Genomic DNA, 19380 nt, shown 5'->3' on the forward strand with positions numbered 1-19380 from the left:
GAATATTAATTGTTATATGGCGGGTTAATTAAAAATCATTTTGTTTGATATATGTCAATGATTAGGAATGCATGAATTTAACATCCTATTACTAATACAAGATTAAAACTAAGAAAGTCTTAAAAACTAAATCTGATTTTAATATCAAATCAGAATTTATATGTTTTGGGGTAAGCACATGCAACAGAAATATGCTTTTGTCATCGCAGGTACAGGCAGCGGATGTGGTAAGACAACGGTAACGTTGGGCATTATGCGATCCTTGATAAACCGAAAACTACGGGTACAACCGTTCAAAATCGGGCCTGATTATCTGGATGGCGGATGGCATTGTGCGGTAACGGGGGTTGCTTCACGGAATCTTGATGCTTTTATGCTCCCGGAACCTATCCTGAATGGTTTATTTAACGAAGCTATAGCTGATTACGATGTTGCCGTCATTGAAGGCGTGATGGGGCTGTATGATGGTTATGGCACTGATCCTGACTATTGCAGCAGTGCAGCGATGGCAAAGCAACTGGGTTGTCCGGTAATTTTGGTGGTGGATGGTAAGGCTGTTTCCACCTCGATTGCTGCAACAGTGATGGGATTTCAGCTATTTGATCCGGCAGTGAATATTGCTGGTGTGCTGATTAATCGCGTTAATCGGGATAGTCATTTTCAGCTTTTAAAACAGGCAATTGAAAATTACTGCGGTATTCCTGTTTTGGGGCGGCTTCCCGTTATGCCTGAAGTGACGCTGCCTTCCCGTCATTTAGGTTTGCTCCCAGCACAAGAACAGCGAGATCAGCCTACTGAACGCTGGTCCCGTCTTGCCCAGCAGGTTGCAGACTCGATAGATTTGGATAAGTTGCTGGATTTAACCCGGCTATCTTCGCTGCCAAAAGGCGATATAAGTTCTTTGGTTGATCCTACTCTAGGGCAGGGTTTAACACTGGCACTGGCAGAAGACGAAGCATTTCACTTTTATTACCCGGATAACCTGTTGTTATTGGAAAAGGCCGGTGTATCAATCAAACGTTTCAGCCCTCTGCATGATCACCAACTTCCTGAATGTCAGATGGTTTATCTGGGGGGAGGATATCCTGAAATTTATGCCCGTACTTTAGCTGCCAACTGCGCCATGCATACAGCATTACGTCAGGCACACCAGAAAGGTATTCCCATTTATGCAGAATGCGGGGGATTGATGTATCTCGGTGATGCCCTGATTGATGCAGATGGTGTGAGGCATAACATGGTAGGGCTGATTTCTGGTGAAAGCCGGATGGGGGATCACCTGAAACGCTTTGGTTACTGCGAAGCCACGGCAATGTGCGATACGCCTTTAATTGCGAAGGGAGAAACGTTACGTGGCCATGAGTTTCATTACTCAGATTTTATTACGACTCAGCCAGCGGTTTTTCAATGTATTAAGAAAACAAACACCAAAGAAGACTCAGAGAAAATCCAGAAAAGCTGGCAGGGCAGTTACCTGAATGGCAATACGCTGGCGGGTTATCTGCATATTCATTTTGCCCAACGGCCTCATTTGCTCCATCGCTGGTTAATGCTGGCCCGGAGGCTGTTATGACCGTCTTATTGTGGTTCTCCGCTTTTATTCTGGATATGAAGTTGGGTGATCCTCTTCATTGGCCTCACCCCGTTCGCTGGATAGGGCAGCTTATCAGCCGATCTGAGCAATTTATTCGTCGGGTTTGTCAGACCGAAACCAGCCTGAAATGGGGCGGTGTGTTGCTATGGCTTGTCGTTGTGGGGAGTACTTGGCTGGCGAGCTATTGGCTTTTACAACTGGCCTATGGGCTGATGTTCTGGCTGGGATGTGTAGCAGAAATCTGGCTGATTTATACCATGCTGGCAGGGCGAAGCCTGAGCGATGCAGCAAATGCGGTTTATCAGGCATTGTGTAAGGAAGCTACAGATCACAATAAGTTGGATATCAGCCGTCAGGAACTTGCCAAAATTGTTGGTCGTGACACTTCTCAATTACAACCACCACAAATTAGCTGTGCTGTGATTGAAACCGTGGCTGAAAACAGCGTAGACGGCGTTATTGCGCCCTTATTTTTCTTAATGCTTGGTGGCGCTCCACTTGCTATGGCTTATAAGGCAATCAATACCCTTGATTCAATGGTGGGATATAAAACTCCCCGTTATCAGGCAATAGGAATGTTTTCAGCCCGTATGGATGATGTCGCGAATTGGGTACCTGCACGTCTTGGATGGCTCCTCTTGGCAATGGCCGCAAAATGGCAGGGGCAGGATTTTCGTCAGGCATTGCGTATTGGCTGGCGTGACCGCTACCAGCACAGCAGCCCGAATAGTGGCTGGTCAGAGGCAACTATGGCAGGGGCATTAGGTATCCGCTTGGGTGGGCCGAATGTTTACTTTAACCAGCTGGTCGAAAAGCCGTGGATTGGTGATGCAAAGCGCGAAGTCACACCAGAGGATATACCTCAGTCTGTTCGAATAATGCAAGTAGCATCAGTCATGGCGCTTTTGCTTTTTGCCCTGCTGTATAGCCTGTTCAGCGTGATGATATAAGGAGGGAATAACATGAGTGATTACATCCGACAGCCCCAACAGATTGAAAAAAATAGTTTCGATATCATCAGCCGGATTATTTCCGAGTCATATCCTGATTTTCACTTTGTCGATGAGGAGCAGGAAGCGGTCATCAAACGGGTCATTCATACCACTGCTGATTTTGACTGGCTTAATCTTCTCTATTTTTCCCCTGATGTTTTTCATCTTATTCGTAACGGTATATTGCGTGGCTGTACGCTATATACCGATACAACTATGGCGCTGTCCGGCATTAACAAAACCCGTCTGGCTCAGTATGGAAGCAAATGCCGTTGTTATGTCAGCGATTGCCGTACTATTCACATGGCGAAAGCGCAGCAAATTACGCGTTCGATGGCGGCTGTCGATCTGGCTATGCAAGAACCGGGAGAGAAGATTTTTATTTTCGGTAATGCTCCGACAGCCTTGTTTCGTTTGATGGAACATCAAGTTGCCCCCATTGCTGTCGTCGGTGTACCGGTTGGGTTTGTTGGGGCAGAAGAATCAAAAAATGCCCTAATCCAGAGCGGAATAAGCTGTATTGCAGCAAAAGGCCGTAAAGGAGGCAGCAATATTGCGGCTGCGATAATCAACGCGATTCTGTACCGGATGCCAGAGGTGAGCCATGAATGATCTCATTGAACTCGGTACAGTCTGGCACAGAGGAAAACAGTATCGTAAAGGCTATACTACCGGTTCTTGTGCGACCGCTGCGGCAAAGGTTGCTGCGTTAATGATCCTGCGTCAGCAGGTTATCCATCAGGTTTCAATTGTCACCCCTTCCGGCATCACACTGGCTTTGAATATTGAACAGCCCTTGATTGAAGGCGATCAAGCTGTCGCTGCTATCCGCAAAGATGGTGGTGATGACGTAGACGCAACTCACGGGATGCTGATTTTTGCCCGGGTATCCCTGAATGACAGCGGTGTTATCACACTGGATGGCGGTGACGGTATTGGCAGGGTAACGCGGGTGGGCGTCGGGTTACCTATAGGCTGGGCGGCAATCAATAAAACCCCTCGTCAGACCATAGAAGAGACGGTACGGGAGGTAATCGGTCCGAATCGGGGAGCAGATATCATCATTTTTGCACCTGAAGGTAAGGAGCGAGCGAAGCAAACTTATAACGATCGACTGGGGATTAAAGGCGGAATTTCGATTATCGGTACAACAGGCATTGTAACTCCGATGTCAGAAGAGAGCTGGAAACGTTCACTGGCACTGGAGTTAGAAACGAAACGTGCCAGTGGGCTGGATCGCATTATTTTTGTGCCGGGTAATCATGGGGAACGTTTTGTCAGCCAGCAGCTGGGTATTGATGCCAGTTATGTTGTCACCATGAGTAACTTTGTCGGTTATATGTTACAGGAAGCAGTACGTTTGGAATTCCGCCATATCGTGCTGGTCGGGCATGTCGGCAAATTAGTGAAAATTGCCGCAGGTATTTTTCATACTCACAGCCATATTGCCGATGGACGCATGGAAACTCTGATTGCCAGTCTGGCTTTAATGGGAGCTCCTTTCGAACTGATTCAGGCCGTGGATCAGTGTGACACCACTGAAGCTGCCATTGAATTGATAGCTGAACAGGGCTGGCAGGGAGTGTATCAGCAGATAGCGCAGAAAATAGGCTGGCGCATCGACCAAATGTTGCGTTTCGCCAAGAGTAAACCCCAGTGTGACGCCATTTTGTTCTCCTTTGATAATCAGGTATTAGGCTGTAACCGGCCTGTAGACCAGATCGTGCAGGATTTTATGGAGGGCGGACGATGATCACGGTTGTGGGCGTTGGCCCGGGAGCTTTGGAAAATCAGACACTGTCTGCGCTGGATGTTATCAGTCATGCTGATGTATTGGTTGGAGGAAAACGTCATCTTGCCGAATTTCCTTACTTCGATGGTGAAACCCATCCTGTGAATGCTGATATGGATACGTTAATGCAGTGGCTGGAACAAAATCAGCATCGCAAAGTTGTTGTACTGGCTTCAGGTGATCCGCTTTTCTATGGCATCGGTAAACGGATTAGCCAACATTTCTCAAAGCTATCTTTTACTACAAAAGAACCAGATGCTGATGACCAGCATAATGGTAGAAAAAATATCCGCATTATTCCCGGTATCAGTTCAGTCCAGTATTTGTGTGCGCAAATTTTGCTGGATATGAATGACATTTATCTCACCAGCAGTCACGGTCGCAAGCCGGATTTTGACTGGTTACTCCAACACGAAAAAATCGCCATGGTGACGGATAACGTGATTGGCCCTTACCAGATTGCACAGGAAATTCTGGCGCGAGGGCAACAGCGTTACATGGTGATTGGTGAAAACTTATCCCACAAACATGAACACATTCGTTGCCTGACAGCAGAGCAGATCGCGCAACGTGGCGACATTCATTATGGCCTGAATGTCGTGATTATCCTGAAGGGTGATTTCTATGAAAGATGAACTGTTTTTGCGTGGTCATCGCATTCCAATGACCAAAGAAGTGGTTAGAGCGCTGGCACTGGAACGTTTGCAACTGGAAAACGCCCGACATTTTATTGATGTCGGTGCCGGTACTGGCAGCGTCAGTATTGAAGCGGCACTGCGTTATCCCGCTCTGGATATTATCGCCATTGAACGCAAAGAAGATGCATTACTGCTACTGGCTGAAAATGTTCAGCATTTTTCCTGCCATCAGATCCGTATTAAATCGGGGGTAGCCCCTGTGCCACTGGAAATCAGTGCAGATGCTATTTTCATTGGCGGAACGGGTGGCCATCTGACCGAAATTATTGACTGGGCGTTGCTCAACCTGAATTCAGACGGGCGTTTGGTCATGACTTTCATTCTGTTAGAAAATTTCACACAGGCATTGTCCTATTTGGGAGCGTGTACGGTAGCAGAGCTGGACGGGCGCGAAATTCAGGTGGGGGAACTGACCGCATTAGGACAGGGGCATTATTTCAGACCTAACAATCCGACTTACTTACTGTCTTGCCGGAAAGGTTCTTATCCGGAGGTACAGAATGGATAACGTCAGCTTTGACACCGAAAAAGTCTGGTTTGTTGGTGCGGGGCCGGGAGATAAGAGTCTGATTACCCTAAAGGGATATCAATTATTACGTCAGGCTCAGATAGTGATTTATGCCGGATCACTGGTTAATCACGAGCTGCTGAGTTATTGCCGACCTGATGCTGAATGCCATGACAGTGCCGGATTAACGTTATCAGAGATCACCGAATTAATGGTGAATGGCGTGAAAGGGAAAAAATTGGTGGTTCGTCTGCAAACGGGAGATTTATCGCTGTTTGGTTCTATTCGTGAACAGGCGGAGGAGCTGAAAAACCACGGGATCAGTTTTATCTCTGTTCCCGGCGTGAGTTCATTTCTTGGCGCGGCCGCGCAATTAGGGGTGGAGTACACCGTCCCCGAAGTTGCCCAGAGTTTAATTATTACCCGTATGGAAGGCAGAACACCAATGCCCCCGCAGGAGACACTGGAAGCCTTTGCCGCTCATCAAACCTCAATGGCGATTTTCCTTTCGGTACAGAACATCAGGGAGGTTGTTGCTCGGTTAATTCAGGGCGGTTATGAACAGGGAACACCGGTTGCGGTGGTTTATAAGGCAACGTGGCCTGATTCACAGATTGTGCGTGGAACACTGGAAACCATTACTGAACAGGTCCGCAGTGCCGGTATTCGTAAAACGGCTCTGATTCTGGTGGGCGCTTTTCTTGGGCAAGAATACCACTATTCAAAACTGTACGATGCGAGGTTCAGCCATGAATACCGTAGCGCCTGACATAATGATTGCTGACACTATAACAGATGGAGTGACAACGTCAGTTAATGCAGTCGCACCTGATAACAAATATGCCTTGTTTTGCCTGACAGCGGGAGGCATCGCACTGGCTCGTCGTTTGCAGTCCTATTTAGCGATAGATTGCTTTACTTCCCTTGAGCTGGTGGAAAGTGGATTTTTCACATTTGACGGTAGTTTTTCCAATACGGTACGCAAAGTATTCACACGGTATAGCGCACTGATCATGGTTGGTGCAACAGGGATCGCCATTCGGGTTATTGCGCCTTTACTCCGGGATAAAATGACTGATCCGGCGGTTATCGTGCTGGATGAAAAAGGGCAGTTTGCTATCAGTTTATTGTCAGGGCATATGGGAGGAGCAAATAAACTGGCACAGCAGATTGCCGATATCCTTGATGGTCAGGCCGTTATTACGACAGCAACGGATGTTAATCAGGTCGCGGCGCTGGATCTCTTATCCCAACAATTAGATGGAAAGATGGAGAATTTCCGCGAGAGCGTTAAAACCGTTAATCAAATGCTGGTTAACGGTAAACGGGTTGGAATTTGGTTTCACCCTGATTTGAGTGATGAAAAAAATTGTTACGATATACGTGGGTTCATTCCCGTCGATTTTCTGGAAGAGCGCCCTGAGCTGGATGCTTTGGTATACGTCAGTTATGAGCGCACTAATCTAATGCTGGCAATCCCTGTATTTAAATTAATTCCTCGCCGTATTGTGGCAGGAATAGGTTGCCGGCGAGGGGTAGAACCTGAGCGATGTGCCGAACTCTTAGAACGCCATCTGTTGGAACTCAACCTTGAACCACTGTCACTGAAAGCTATCGGCAGTATTGAATTGAAAAAAGACGAACCAGCATTAATCCAATTAAGCCACCAGCATCAAATTCCATTCCAGACTTTTTCTGTTAATCAGCTTTCCCACTATGAACAAGTATTTCCCACATCTGAATTTGTCCGGAAAACGGTAGGCATCGGCAGTGTTTCCCAGCCTGTGGCCTGGCTAATGAGTAAAGGGCACTTAGTTGGCCATACCCTGCGAGAGCAAGGTGTCACCATCACATTAGGAGTATTGAATCCATGTTAACTGTTATTGGAATTGGTCCCGGTAGCGAAGCCATGATGACGCAGGAAGCGATAACAGCCCTGAAAGCCGCTGATATCGTGGTGGGTTATAAAACCTACACCCATTTAGTGAAACCGTTGGTTGGTGACAAGGAAATTATTAAAACTGGCATGTGTAAGGAGATAGAACGTTGTCAGACAGCTATTGAGCTGGCAGAACAGGGTAAAAATGTGGCGGTGGTTTGCAGTGGTGATGCGGGTATTTATGGCATGGCCGGTCTGATTCTGGAACTGGTCAGCCAGCAAAAACGTAATGTAGAAGTCAGGCTGGTGGCGGGAGTGACGGCAAGTACCGCCTGCGCTGCTTTGCTGGGGGCACCGTTAATGCATGACTTTTGTCATATCAGCCTGAGTGATTTGCTTACGCCGTGGGAATTGATCGAAAAACGGGTGAAGGCCGCGGCAGAAGCCGATTTTGTCATCTGTTTCTATAATCCGCGCAGCCGTGGACGGGAAGAACATCTGGCCCGGGCATTTGCCCTGATGGAACCATGGAAATCGGCAGATACGCCTGTGGGAGTCGTGAAAGCAGCAGGACGTAAACATGAAGATAAATGGCTGACCACTTTTGGCTCAATGGACTTCTCCCGTGTTGATATGCGTAGTCTGGTGATAGTGGGTAATCAGTCAACATATGTACGTGACGGACTGATGATCACACCAAGGGGATACCGGTTATGAAACGGCCAGCGACTCTCATTTTTGGCGGAACCAGCGATGCCCGCCAGATTTGTCAGATGATGGATACTGTCGGTATCAATTACTGCCTGTCAGTGGCAACTTCCGCAGGCGTACAACAGGCGATGGGGATCCGTGGCGAAATAATTACCGGCAGAATGGAAGCGGAAGAGATGGCTGATTACTTGAAAACGCGGGAAATGGAAAGGGTGATTGATGCCTCGCATCCCTATGCTGAACGACTGAGCCAGAATATTGTCAGTGCCTGCCAGAAGTTAGGTATTCCTCTCATTCGTTATATCCGACCCAGCGATATTGATACCGTCGATAACCCGCTTATTCATAAAGTCACAACCATCAAACAGGCATGCGAAACAGCGGTCAGGCTGGGTACACGGGTTTTGCTGACAACCGGCAGTAAACAACTGGCCGATTATATGACGTACCTGAAAGAGAAAACGGTACTGGCCCGGGTATTACCAACCGCAGAAGTGCTGAAAATGTGTGAATCCTGCGGCTTATCTGTCGATCAGATTTTTGCCCTGAAAGGCCCGTTCAGTGCTGATTTTAATCGGGCTTTTTACCAGTTTTGCCGGGCAGATGTTGTGATTACCAAAGAGTCTGGTGAACAGGGGGGCTTCAGGGAAAAAGTGGAACCGTGTCTTTCTCTTGGGCTGCCCTGCATTGTGCTTTGTCGCCCAGAACAACAATTTGAAGGTGAGGGGATCACTCAGATTCATGGATTAGAAGAGATGGCGTGCTTGTTGGCAAATTAAAACAAACCAATAAGGAAAAACGAAATGAAAAAAGCACTATTGGTGATCAGTTTCGGAACCAGTTATCACGAAACACTGAAAAATAATATTGAAGCCTGTGAGCAACAACTGGCATCCGTATTTCCGGACAGGGAACTCTTCAGGGCATTTACCTCCGGTATGATCATTCGCAAATTGCGCCAGCGCGATGATATTCATATTGATAACCCCCATGATGCGTTAACCAGATTGCACCACGCCGGTTATAACGATGTTGCCGTTCAGTGTTTGCATATTATCAAGGGCGATGAATATGAAAAGGTGTTACATGAAGTTGAAAAATTTCGTCCTCGCTTTAGACGATTAGTGCTCGGCGCTCCGTTACTCAGCCATTTTGATGATTATCTGCAACTGATGCGGGCATTACACCACCAGCTTCCTGTACTGACGGAAAACGAACGTGTCGTCTTTATGGGACATGGTACAGAGCACCATGCTTTTTCTGCTTACGCCTGTCTTGACCATCTGATGAATCATTATCACTTTCCGGCACGGGTAGGTGCGGTTGAAAGTTATCCGGAACTTCCCCTGATTATAAAAGGATTAAAAGAGCAACGGATCCGTAAGGTATACCTGATGCCATTGATGCTGGTGGCCGGAGATCATGCCATCAATGACATGGCTTCAAGTGAAGATGGCTCGTGGAAATCACAGCTGGAAAAAGCCGGAATAGCCGCAATCCCCTGGCTACAGGGATTGGGAGAAAATCCGAAAATTCGGCAGATGTTTGTCGACCACCTTACTTGTGCGCTGAACTGTCAGGAGAAAGCCTGATGGACAAAAAATCGTCGGATAATATGGGGAGATTGTATGTTATTGGCGTAGGGCCGGGAGCCAGTGATCTGATTACGGTACGGGCAGCCCGCATTCTTGCTGAACTTGATGTGATCTATACGCCAACGGGTAAAAAGGGAGCCAAAAGTCTTGCTCACTCCATTATTGAAGAATATCTTTTGGCGGAAACCAAAGTTTTCACTTACCACTTTTTAATGAAAGCCGATATAGACGCTAAAAACGCAGTGTGGGATGAAGTTGCTCACTCATTGCAAGAAGAAGTGTTCAATGGCAGAAAAGTCGGTTTTATCACTTTGGGTGATCCTATGCTGTTCAGCACATGGGTATACCTTTCGCAGCGACTGGTATCGACGCAGATGGTCATTCCGCCGTGGCTGGAAATTGTTCCGGGAATAACTTCATTTTCTGCTATCGCCGCTGCCAGTACGATGCCCTTGGCAATGGAAAACCAGACATTGGCTGTGATTTCCTGTACTGCTTCTGAAACCACTTTAGAACAGGCATTGCTCAATCACGATTGCCTTGTCCTGATGAAAGTCTATTCCCGTTTCCCCCTGATCCGCAACTTGTTACAACGTCACAATCTTCTGGAACATGCATTGATGATGGCTGATGCCACATTGCCGGGTGAACAATGCTGGCGCGACCTTACCACACTGCCGTTCAGTGAAAAAGATTGCAGACAGGAGTTATCTTATTTTTCAACGATTTTAATTAATAAAAACTGGCAATTATCGAGGTGAGTTATGCAACAGAAACTGACGAACTCTACGTTATTGAGTGCAATTATCGCGCTGTTGTTGGTGATGGCACCGCAGGAAGTTTTTGCTATGCATGTCATGGAGGGTTTTTTGCCCCCCATGTGGGCGATTGGCTGGTGGCTGGCTTTTCTGCCTTGTCTGGCGGTCGGGTTGGTAAAGTTACGCCAGATTGTGCAGGATGAGGGGAATCAGAAAGTCCTGCTGGCACTGTGTGGCGCATTTATTTTTGTCCTTTCAGCCCTGAAAATTCCTTCGGTTACCGGAAGTTGCTCACATCCTACCGGCGTGGCGCTGGCGGTGATTCTATTTGGCCCTTCCGTTGTTGCAATACTGGGCGCAATTGTCTTGCTGTTTCAGGCGCTATTGCTGGCGCATGGCGGTATCACAACGCTGGGTGCTAACGGAATGTCAATGGCAGTTATTGGCCCGCTGGCCGGGTATTTGATCTGGCGTTTCTCCTGCAAGACGGGAATGCGCAAAGATATTAGCGTCTTTTTGTGTGCTTTTGTCGCTGATATCGTCACTTATGCCATGACCTCCATTCAGTTGGGTGTTGCTTTTCCTGATCCGCAACTCGGTATGGGGGCGGCGATCCTTAAATTCATGGGTATTTTCTGCATAACTCAGCTTCCCATTGCCGTGGCTGAAGGGTTACTAACCGTACTGATTTACGACCAGCTGGTAAAAAGACAATTAATTCAGGCCCGTAGTTTCTGAGGAGAACAACAAATGAAAAAGACCTTGATATTACTGTCCCTCGTTGCAGCCCTGTGTATTATCCCGTTTTTCATTGAGCATGGCGGCGAATTTGGTGGAGCAGATGGGCAGGCAGAAGCTCAGATTATGGAAATAGCGCCGGATTATACACCGTGGTTTGAATCCTTCTATGAACCTGCCAGTGGTGAGATTGAAAGCCTGTTGTTTACTTTACAGGGAAGTCTGGGGACCGCCGTGATTTTCTACATTTTTGGTTACTATCACCGTAATCGGAAAGATCATGATCGGAATAGATAAACTCAGTTACCAGAGCCGCTGGCGTGATAAAGATCCCAGGGCGAAATTCGCCCTGTATCTCTTATTCATGACTCTGGCAATGGTGCTTTCGCCATTGGGGCAGGCCGTGTTGTTGGTCGGGCTTGTGATGCTTAGCTGCTATCTATTGCGGATCAGCCTGCTGCGTTATCTGAAGTGGCTGTTAATTCCTTGCAGTTTTTTGGTATTTGGCCTGATTGCTATTGTGTTGTCCATTGGTATGCAGCCGGAAAAACTGCTGTGGGGATTTCGTATCGGGCAATATTGGTTTGGCATTGATACGCAGGGAATTCAGATAGCTAACCAAACTCTCTGGCGCAGCCTTGCTGCGCTATCTGCAACATTCTGGTTCATGATGAACATGCCCTTTGAGCAGATAATCAGATTACTGAAATTTTGCCGCGTTCCTCATTTGCTAATCGAACAACTCCTGCTGACATGGCGTTTTATTTTTATCTTTGTAGAGGAAGCAGCCGCAATTCATCATGCGCAGTCATTACGGTTCGGTTACCGCACTTTGCGAACGAGCTACCACTCATTGGCAATGCTAATCAGTATGTTATTTGTGCGGGTAATGAACCGTTATCAGCAAATGAGCGTGGCATTGGAACTCAAGCTATATCAGGGGAATTTCCATTTAACAATAAGAAAACCATAAAGTAAGGTGAAATAATATGTTAGAAACTCGGGCACTGTCTTTCAGCTATCAGGATGATCCGGTCTTAAAAGATCTCACACTTGATTTCAGTCGCTTTCAGGTTACTGGCATTATTGGTGCAAATGGCTGTGGCAAATCCACCTTATTTATGAATCTTTCCGGTATTCTGCGCCCACAAAAAGGCGCAGTCTGGTGGAATAACACACCGCTGGATTACAGTAAAAAAGGTCTGATGGCCCTGCGCCAGCGTGTTGTGACAGTTTTTCAGGACCCCGACCAACAAATTTTTTATACCGATATCAACAGTGATCTCGCTTTTAGCTTGCGTAATCTGGGTGTTGATGAAACTGAAATTCAGCGTCGGATCGAATATGCACTGACACAGGTAGATGCACACACTTTTCGCGATAAGCCTATTCAATACCTGAGTTTTGGTCAGAAAAAAAGAGTCGCTATTGCGGGTGCGCTGGTTATGGATGCTGAATATTTATTGCTGGATGAACCAACCGCAGGGCTTGATCCGGCAGGTCGCCAACAAATGCTAGATATTATCCACACTATTGCTGCTGAAGGTAAAAGGATCATTATTTCCAGTCACGATATAGATTTAATCTATCAAATCTGCGATGGCTTATATGTGCTGGCAAATGGAGAAATGATCAGTTCCGGCAGCACTGAAACCGTGTTCCTGCAAAAAACGCAGCTTGAGCAGGCTGGATTGGTACAGCCGTGGCTGGTGAAAGTACATACTGAAGGTGGTTTGTCTCTGTGCAAGACAGAGCAACAGCTTTTTTCCATGCTTCGCAAAAATATCCCTCATCATTAGCGCCTTTAGTTGGGATATTGCTATAAGAGAAGAGTCGGGCAATTTATCTACCAAAGTACGCGAATAATGTCATCGGCACTTTCATTGAAAGTGAATACTACGTTTAACACAATCAACAGATTGAATATACGACCTTTGAAGAGCGTTTGGATAATGTAATAACGTTATAACCGATAAATTAACGTGACACAGAATTCTGAACGCCCTCTTAATTTATGAGACTAATTTATTTAAATGCCCTCTTAATTTATGAGATGAGTTTGTTTAAAGGCTTGTTTTATTATTGAAGATAGGTTTTATAATTTTAGAGGATTATTTTTACTCTTAATTTAATTCATACTAATAAAGTCGAATAATAAAGATTTAAAATTGAAACCATTAATTAGCTAAAATTGAAAGTTAGCTTTATGTCACATTAAATTGATTTTTGTAAAGTAGAGAAATTTTTTTCTACTTAGTTTCAGGTGCTTATCATTTAAAAAATAAGTCTATAGGAGGATGTATTCATTCTCATGGGGATTGTTTTTTCGGGATTTTCTGCCGGATTATTTATACGGTTATTGAGTATTTATTGTGATAACGAAAATAGTCATTTAGAGAGATGAAATACAAATGAAAACGCATATTCTACATTTTGACCTAGCTCAAAGCCATTTACGTACCCAATCCAGTCAATTAAACCTTTGGGTTGGTGAATATAATATACCGTTGCAAGAACATGATGAGTCAAGTTTAGCCAGAGCAGCTGGAGAAAATCCTGCAATAGATATGGTTCTGAGTTACGGTTCACACAATATCAGCCATTTCGCGGAGGTACCTGAACACTATTTTTTACCTCATCACGTTACGCTAATTAAAGTGGTTGGTGATAAATCCGGGCCTTATCGTTCTTCATTACCGGTTCTTTATCATCTTTCTTATCATATTCCCAATGCTCATTTACATCATTATGCCAAACGTAACAGAGAAAAACTGACAGTAAATAATATAGAGATGGCTTTGCCGGGTAAACTTAGTGCTCTCGGTGTTAATAACCAACATTTAGCGCGAAATTCTATTCATTACGCCGATTTGTGGGTTGCGGCTAATGAAATTAAAACACCGTGGGATGTTGCTTGCTCTATTGTGTTTTCCCATCCGGAATTATCTAACAGTCAGGCTTATGCAGCATCAATTGTCACTCATTCACATATTGCCCCACCGGAGGCAATAGACCCACTGCAATATAACCGAGTTTATGAACTGGCTATATCAATATCGAGTCAGGGACCCGCGACAGAGACAGGCGGTTTTGCCACTTATGGGCAATTGGTTGACCCTGATGGCAACGCAATGTTTTACGAATTTGACTGGGTAGGTCAAGACGGACAGGTGATTTTCGCCGAAGGTGATCCGGTGATGCAATATAACCTATCGGATGATACGGAGAATTATTCCGGCTCGCCAACATCTAATGCGCTGAAAACTTCGCATAATGATGGTCGCCTGCAAAATCATAACTGGAGTGTCAGCCAAAGTGCGTCTCTGGACGTTGCCGAATTCAAAGATCAGGCAGCAGCATTGACTGTTAAGCGGGGCACCAACCAAATTTGGACTGCCACCAACCGTACTCCTAATCACGGTATGGATGTGTATGCTGACAGCATCCGTTACGATAGCAGCCAAAGCCATTTTTCCATTGATTTTAAGAACAAATACTTACGTCAGCTAGGTGTCTATATTCAGTTCTTTAAAGACACTAAGATGGAACAACCAATTGATAATCCGACAGTTGATGGTGATTGGCCATTTTATTTTCCTAAAGAGTTGGCGGCATTATTTGAAACGCCATCACAAAAAGCCCTGGGTGTATTGGCTAATGTCAATACGATCATGGGGATTCCGATGCCCACTGATCCCACTAAATTTGGCTTACCCTGGCCAGCGGAAGCTCAGGCGGCTAAATTCTTGTTTGGTGGTTTGGGAACTTCCCGCTGGGAAGACCCGATTATCTGGCCGGGTGTGATTTTAACTGGCATGTTCCAGTACGGTATTCCGGCCCTGATGATGTTGGCTGGTGCCGCAGTGACTAACACTCAGTGGTATAAAGATTTTATTTCCGATAAGGATAGTGTTGCTGCATTAGCCGCTGTTGCCTTCCCGTTGATTGGTGGTGGGGCAGCTGTCGGAGCCGCGTTATTCAATACCAAGAAAGTGCTCACCAGTTTAGCCAGTATTGCCATTGGTATTTTGGCCAAAAAAGGGATGGAAGCATTAGCCACTTATGTTACCGCCCAGATAGCAGCCAGTGCAGCCGCTCAGGCGGTTCCGGTGGTGGGTTGGGCGTTTCGGCTTGCTTCAATTGCGCTAGATTTTGCGCAGATTGCAGTGACGACGGGTGAGTTGCTTTCCACACCAGCTACCCTGGAAGTGGATATCAAGCGCCAGATGACTTTGGCTTTTACCCTGAATCCCGATCCTGCTCATGGTGAAGCGGGCCGTCCGAAAACCGCAATCTGGCCGCCGGTGGCAGTACAGTGCCAGGTAACCGTTGAATATACCAACGGCACCTACTATACCCAGACTATTCCATTACCCGCGACAGGTTCCAATACACCACTATCTTTTAATTTCAATTCGGTTGGCTGGGGTGGAACACTCAAAATCAAGGCTAATGTCTATTCAGCCACTGGCTGGTTAGCGGGGAGCTACACCAGTGATCTGCTGAATGCGCAGCCAGACGACCCTAATGAAGGCATCATGCGCGTCTGCGGTAATATAAAAGAGATGTTGGTGCCGCTGACTCAGGTGACTCAATACGAATATTGGGAACAGTTGTCTTACGATAGCGGTAAAAAAGAGTACCAGTGGATTGAAGGCAGCGTGCCGTTGGAAACCCAGTCTTCAACCAATTGTAGCAATGTAGGCAATAACATCTGCAAGCTGGTCAATATGACAATCCTGAATTCAGATTATCAGGTTGGTTATTGCTATCAGGCTTCTGGGCAGGATATTCCACTGGAAGATCCATTAAGTCCACCCAATAGCGGCCAGATGTACGTGTTGCAAAACATTTCCACTTTGAGCAACGACTCGTTGAATGAGCGTCTGAAATTATCTGCGGTAGGTTTCAAAGTACAACCACTGATCAGTTATAACAGTTTTGGCGAAGGACCGGACGAAAAAACCATCACGCCTTATAACTTTATTATTGATTCACGGTTTGGTGAATATCACTTACGTCGGGTGGATCTGCGCGATGGCAGCCATAATTTTGGTTTGACGGATAATCCGCTTTCGTGGGGGACTTTCACCATTCCACATCTTGATGCGATGGTGGTTCATCCGAGCGGCTATGTCATTGCTGTCAGTTGGCAATATAGCAAGATGCAGATCCTGACGTTGGGTGATCAGGGCTATCCGGATGATCAGGCTCCAGCGGCACAAATTGTCTCTGGAGAAGGGATTCTGCAAGGGCTAACTCATGGGCCAATTGCCCTAACCGTAACGCCAGATGGCCGCATACTATTATTGGAGACATTCAATACCCGTATTCAGGCGTTTGATACTAAAGGGAACCCATTCCCGAGTTTTGCGGGTGCAACACTGTTTCAACTTGCTACCGCTGATTATCAGGCAACACTGGATGCTCAGGAGTTTTCCCCGGAATTACAACAAGCATTTCGTGTGCAGGGGTTGACATTCCTGTTCAGTAACAGTGATCCAAACTTTATACGTTCGCTGAATGCTGGAGTACTGGACGAGCAGATTATTAAAACCTTTGCGCAAGATGGGATCTATCTAAGTTATAACCAGACCGCAGACGGTAATATTGACCCAGTTGGCAGCACAACGGTTGACGTGATACAGCAAGGGCTGAGCTGGTTGGTATATGATCCGCAGAAACCCGCGACTTACACGCTGACCGCTCAGGGACAAACGGTATCTGTATATAACGATTTGAGTAATGTGCGGGTTACCGCTATCGGTCAAGGTGTCAAATGGCAAATTGATGATCTTAGCAGCGCTCGATCCTGGCTGTTAACCCTTAATACAACGAATCCTACTCAGATTACGGTAGCGGATTATCTGTCCTATATGCCACTGAATAAGCCAGCCGGGATTAAGTATCTGGATGTTGCGGTTGAGACGAAGGGATATATTTATGTCTTGTCATACCGTAACGAAGGGCGGGATCCAACGGATTATATCCTTGATATTTATAATCCTGACGGTACTTTCCTGGTAACTGTCCCTGATTCGACCTTAGTGCCTGATCCAGCTAAGCGCCAGCATATTGTTGCTGGACATCTGGCGATAGATTCATTCCGTACTCTGGTGGCGATGAATTACGGCAAATTCTTGGGTGAAAATCAACGTACCCAACCACAGATCAGCCAGTGGAAGCCAACTACACCAATATTCGATCTGGGTATCGATCAATTACCGATATTCCAGCGACACGACATGGATAAAATCCGCGCAGTTTTTGCTGACAACAAACACCCTCTTAGTAACAAGGCAACGATCGAAACTATCAATGAAAATGGTTATTTCATCATTACTGATGTTAGTACCCGTTACCCAGTTATTTGCACCGTGGATGGCGATAATCAGCAGATTATTTCTGTTTACAGTTTCTCGGAGAAAACTATGCCATTAAAAAATTATAACTCAGGATTTAAAGAGGTTTTGCAATTATTAGGTATCCCAGAGAGCGATGTAACGGAGAAAGTTGTTGTTGCTTCTTCGTCGCAAGGCTCTTTACGGCCTGACGACCCACAGTCACTGGCTCCTTCTTATACGGCAGAAGTGTCGTCAGCATCTGATCTATTGACCCTTTCTGGTATCCCCCCTGTTGAAGCGCCGATATCCTTTCCGGCAACCGTTGATGTTTTTGCGATTGCTGAACTGGAGATAGCTGATGACGGGGTTCTGAACATTAGCAATCCGACTTCAAGACCGATAGTGGTGGTAGTTGACACTCTGGCGCTTAAGCAAGGTGGGCAACTGATATGTGATGCCTCTGTGATTCTAAACGTACAAACTTATACCCAAACTCAGGAGAACTCCCATGAATAAAATGAAAACGGTTAACGAAACTTTGGCTGAATTGCGTGAGCATTATCATTTGACCGGTACCGAGCGGCAGCCAAAGCAATTGAACACTTCGGACTTTGACGGGCCGGTGATATTTTCTGACGACCCGAAAATAGCCACTGTGCCACCTGCGTTTTTTACCGTACAAACCATACAAGAATTGAAGGAACTTGGGGGTGTGCCTGACAGTGAGTATGGACCAGGCGGAATGGAACCCCATCATCCGCTACCTGAACCCTATTCTGCTGAACGGTTGGCAAATGTCACCGGTAATCATGCTGATATATGTAAAGCTTTCCGCGCTTATATCTATGGTTATTCTCCTTTGGTCAAAGATTATGAAGATATTCTGAACGCTAAACGTTTCCCGATGAAAGTCGCGTTATACAGTGGTGAAGATATCGTTGTTACTGCCAGTAATCCATTGATTGTTGGAAGTAAAGAGAGTCACGGGCAACCCGTTAACTTAAATTTTAATAAGATAACGATTCAACCTGGCGGTAAAGTTATTTATCTCACCAATGGCACGGTTCAGGCGAACGAAGTGATCATAGTTAGTGCCTTAGGAGGTACAGATAATGATGGCCCGAGCATTGAAAATATTGGAGGGAACGGAGGCAATGGCGGGAGCGGAAACAGTGGCTCCAATGGGAAAGACGGCAGTAATGGTAACTCCGGTAAAGATAATAAAAACTCCTGTGCAATACAGGCTACGTCAGGTGCTACGGGTGGCAATGGTACTGAGGGCGCCAGAGGAAGTGACGGCGAGAAAGGAGGGGATGCAGTGGATGTCAATTTTAAAACCGGCACTATCACAGGCTTTGTGAATATGCTGACACAAGGCGGTAATGGTGGTAATGGCGGTAATGGCGGTAACGGTGGTAATGGCGGGAGAGGAGGGAATGGCGGTAGCTCTACCAGCGAATGTAGGGCTGGAAACGGCGGTGATGGCGGTAACGGTGGCAATGGTGGTGCCAGCGGTAATGGTGGTAACGCCGGTAACGGCGGTAACATCTATTTTACTTACGACGAAGGGGGGAGCGCATCCTTTAAGGCCAGGGCAATTGCCGGCAATGGTGGTTCTGGTGGCAATGGTGGTTCTGGTGGTGTCGGCGGCGGCGGCGGTAGTGGTTATTCCAGTGGTAACTCAGGTAAAAATGGTATATCGGGGAGCACAGGAATTGCCGGAAAAGCAGGTACCGTAGGCTCAGTTTATGTCAATGGCAAAAAACAATAA

At 46.3% G+C, this 19380-nt stretch carries 18 protein-coding genes; all 18 read left to right on the top strand.

All coding sequences use genetic code 11. From position 1 onward, the window contains the following. Positions 1-178: 178 nt before the first annotated feature. The gene (locus AACX68_RS05315) at positions 179-1573 is read left to right on the top strand and encodes a cobyrinate a,c-diamide synthase (RefSeq protein ID WP_228858501.1); all 1395 of its coding nucleotides are present in this window, start codon (positions 179-181) and stop codon (positions 1571-1573) included. Next, positions 1570-2544, top strand: a complete 975-nt coding sequence (gene cbiB / locus AACX68_RS05320) for an adenosylcobinamide-phosphate synthase CbiB (protein ID WP_228858502.1) — start codon at positions 1570-1572, stop codon at positions 2542-2544. Before AACX68_RS05315 ends, cbiB begins: the two co-directional genes overlap by 4 nt. Before the next feature lie 12 nt (positions 2545-2556). Continuing rightward, complete coding sequence (locus AACX68_RS05325) at positions 2557-3198, top strand: cobalt-precorrin-8 methylmutase (RefSeq protein ID WP_228858503.1); 642 nt, start codon at positions 2557-2559, stop codon at positions 3196-3198. Then, a complete protein-coding gene (gene cbiD / locus AACX68_RS05330) occupies positions 3191-4339 on the top strand; it encodes a cobalt-precorrin-5B (C(1))-methyltransferase CbiD (RefSeq protein WP_228858504.1) in 1149 nt (382 codons plus the stop codon). The genes AACX68_RS05325 and cbiD overlap by 8 nt, the downstream gene beginning before the upstream one ends. Then, a complete protein-coding gene (locus AACX68_RS05335; RefSeq protein ID WP_228858505.1) occupies positions 4336-5013 on the top strand; it encodes an SAM-dependent methyltransferase in 678 nt (225 codons plus the stop codon). Before cbiD ends, AACX68_RS05335 begins: the two co-directional genes overlap by 4 nt. Further along, the gene (locus AACX68_RS05340) at positions 5003-5584 is read left to right on the top strand and encodes a decarboxylating cobalt-precorrin-6B (C(15))-methyltransferase (protein ID WP_228858506.1); all 582 of its coding nucleotides are present in this window, start codon (positions 5003-5005) and stop codon (positions 5582-5584) included. Before AACX68_RS05335 ends, AACX68_RS05340 begins: the two co-directional genes overlap by 11 nt. Beyond that, on the top strand, positions 5577-6353 hold the full coding sequence (locus AACX68_RS05345) for a cobalt-precorrin-4 methyltransferase (protein ID WP_228858507.1): 777 nt from the start codon (positions 5577-5579) through the stop codon (positions 6351-6353). Before AACX68_RS05340 ends, AACX68_RS05345 begins: the two co-directional genes overlap by 8 nt. Positions 6354-6357: 4 nt before the next feature. Then, positions 6358-7461 carry a cobalt-precorrin 5A hydrolase gene (cbiG, locus tag AACX68_RS05350; protein ID WP_228858531.1) on the top strand — a complete coding sequence of 368 codons (1104 nt, stop codon included), beginning with the start codon at positions 6358-6360 and terminating at the stop codon, positions 7459-7461. Next, complete coding sequence (locus AACX68_RS05355) at positions 7455-8180, top strand: precorrin-3B C(17)-methyltransferase (protein ID WP_099124960.1); 726 nt, start codon at positions 7455-7457, stop codon at positions 8178-8180. The genes cbiG and AACX68_RS05355 overlap by 7 nt, the downstream gene beginning before the upstream one ends. Further along, a complete protein-coding gene (locus tag AACX68_RS05360; RefSeq protein WP_228858508.1) occupies positions 8177-8953 on the top strand; it encodes a cobalt-precorrin-6A reductase in 777 nt (258 codons plus the stop codon). The genes AACX68_RS05355 and AACX68_RS05360 overlap by 4 nt, the downstream gene beginning before the upstream one ends. Positions 8954-8977: 24 nt before the next feature. After that, complete coding sequence (gene cbiK, locus AACX68_RS05365) at positions 8978-9766, top strand: sirohydrochlorin cobaltochelatase (protein WP_099122117.1); 789 nt, start codon at positions 8978-8980, stop codon at positions 9764-9766. Next, a complete protein-coding gene (locus AACX68_RS05370) occupies positions 9766-10530 on the top strand; it encodes a cobalt-factor II C(20)-methyltransferase (protein WP_228858509.1) in 765 nt (254 codons plus the stop codon). Before cbiK ends, AACX68_RS05370 begins: the two co-directional genes overlap by 1 nt. 3 nt (positions 10531-10533) lie before the next feature. Then, the gene (locus tag AACX68_RS05375; protein WP_228858510.1) at positions 10534-11265 is read left to right on the top strand and encodes an energy-coupling factor ABC transporter permease; all 732 of its coding nucleotides are present in this window, start codon (positions 10534-10536) and stop codon (positions 11263-11265) included. A gap of 12 nt (positions 11266-11277) precedes the next feature. Further along, positions 11278-11562: an energy-coupling factor ABC transporter substrate-binding protein gene (locus AACX68_RS05380; RefSeq protein WP_228858511.1), complete on the top strand. Its 285-nt coding sequence runs from the start codon at positions 11278-11280 to the stop codon at positions 11560-11562. Next, complete coding sequence (locus AACX68_RS05385) at positions 11546-12238, top strand: energy-coupling factor ABC transporter transmembrane protein (protein ID WP_228858512.1); 693 nt, start codon at positions 11546-11548, stop codon at positions 12236-12238. Before AACX68_RS05380 ends, AACX68_RS05385 begins: the two co-directional genes overlap by 17 nt. 16 nt (positions 12239-12254) lie before the next feature. Next, positions 12255-13064 carry an ATP-binding cassette domain-containing protein gene (locus tag AACX68_RS05390; RefSeq protein WP_228858513.1) on the top strand — a complete coding sequence of 270 codons (810 nt, stop codon included), beginning with the start codon at positions 12255-12257 and terminating at the stop codon, positions 13062-13064. 612 nt (positions 13065-13676) lie between these two features. Further along, positions 13677-18125, top strand: coding sequence for a hypothetical protein (locus tag AACX68_RS05395; protein WP_228858514.1), 4449 nt, complete (start codon positions 13677-13679; stop codon positions 18123-18125). Continuing rightward, complete coding sequence (locus AACX68_RS05400; protein ID WP_228858515.1) at positions 18118-19380, top strand: hypothetical protein; 1263 nt, start codon at positions 18118-18120, stop codon at positions 19378-19380. Before AACX68_RS05395 ends, AACX68_RS05400 begins: the two co-directional genes overlap by 8 nt.

The organism is Xenorhabdus sp. PB61.4 (assembly GCF_963894935.1).
In the GTDB taxonomy this organism is placed as follows: Bacteria; Pseudomonadota; Gammaproteobacteria; order Enterobacterales; family Enterobacteriaceae; genus Xenorhabdus; species Xenorhabdus stockiae.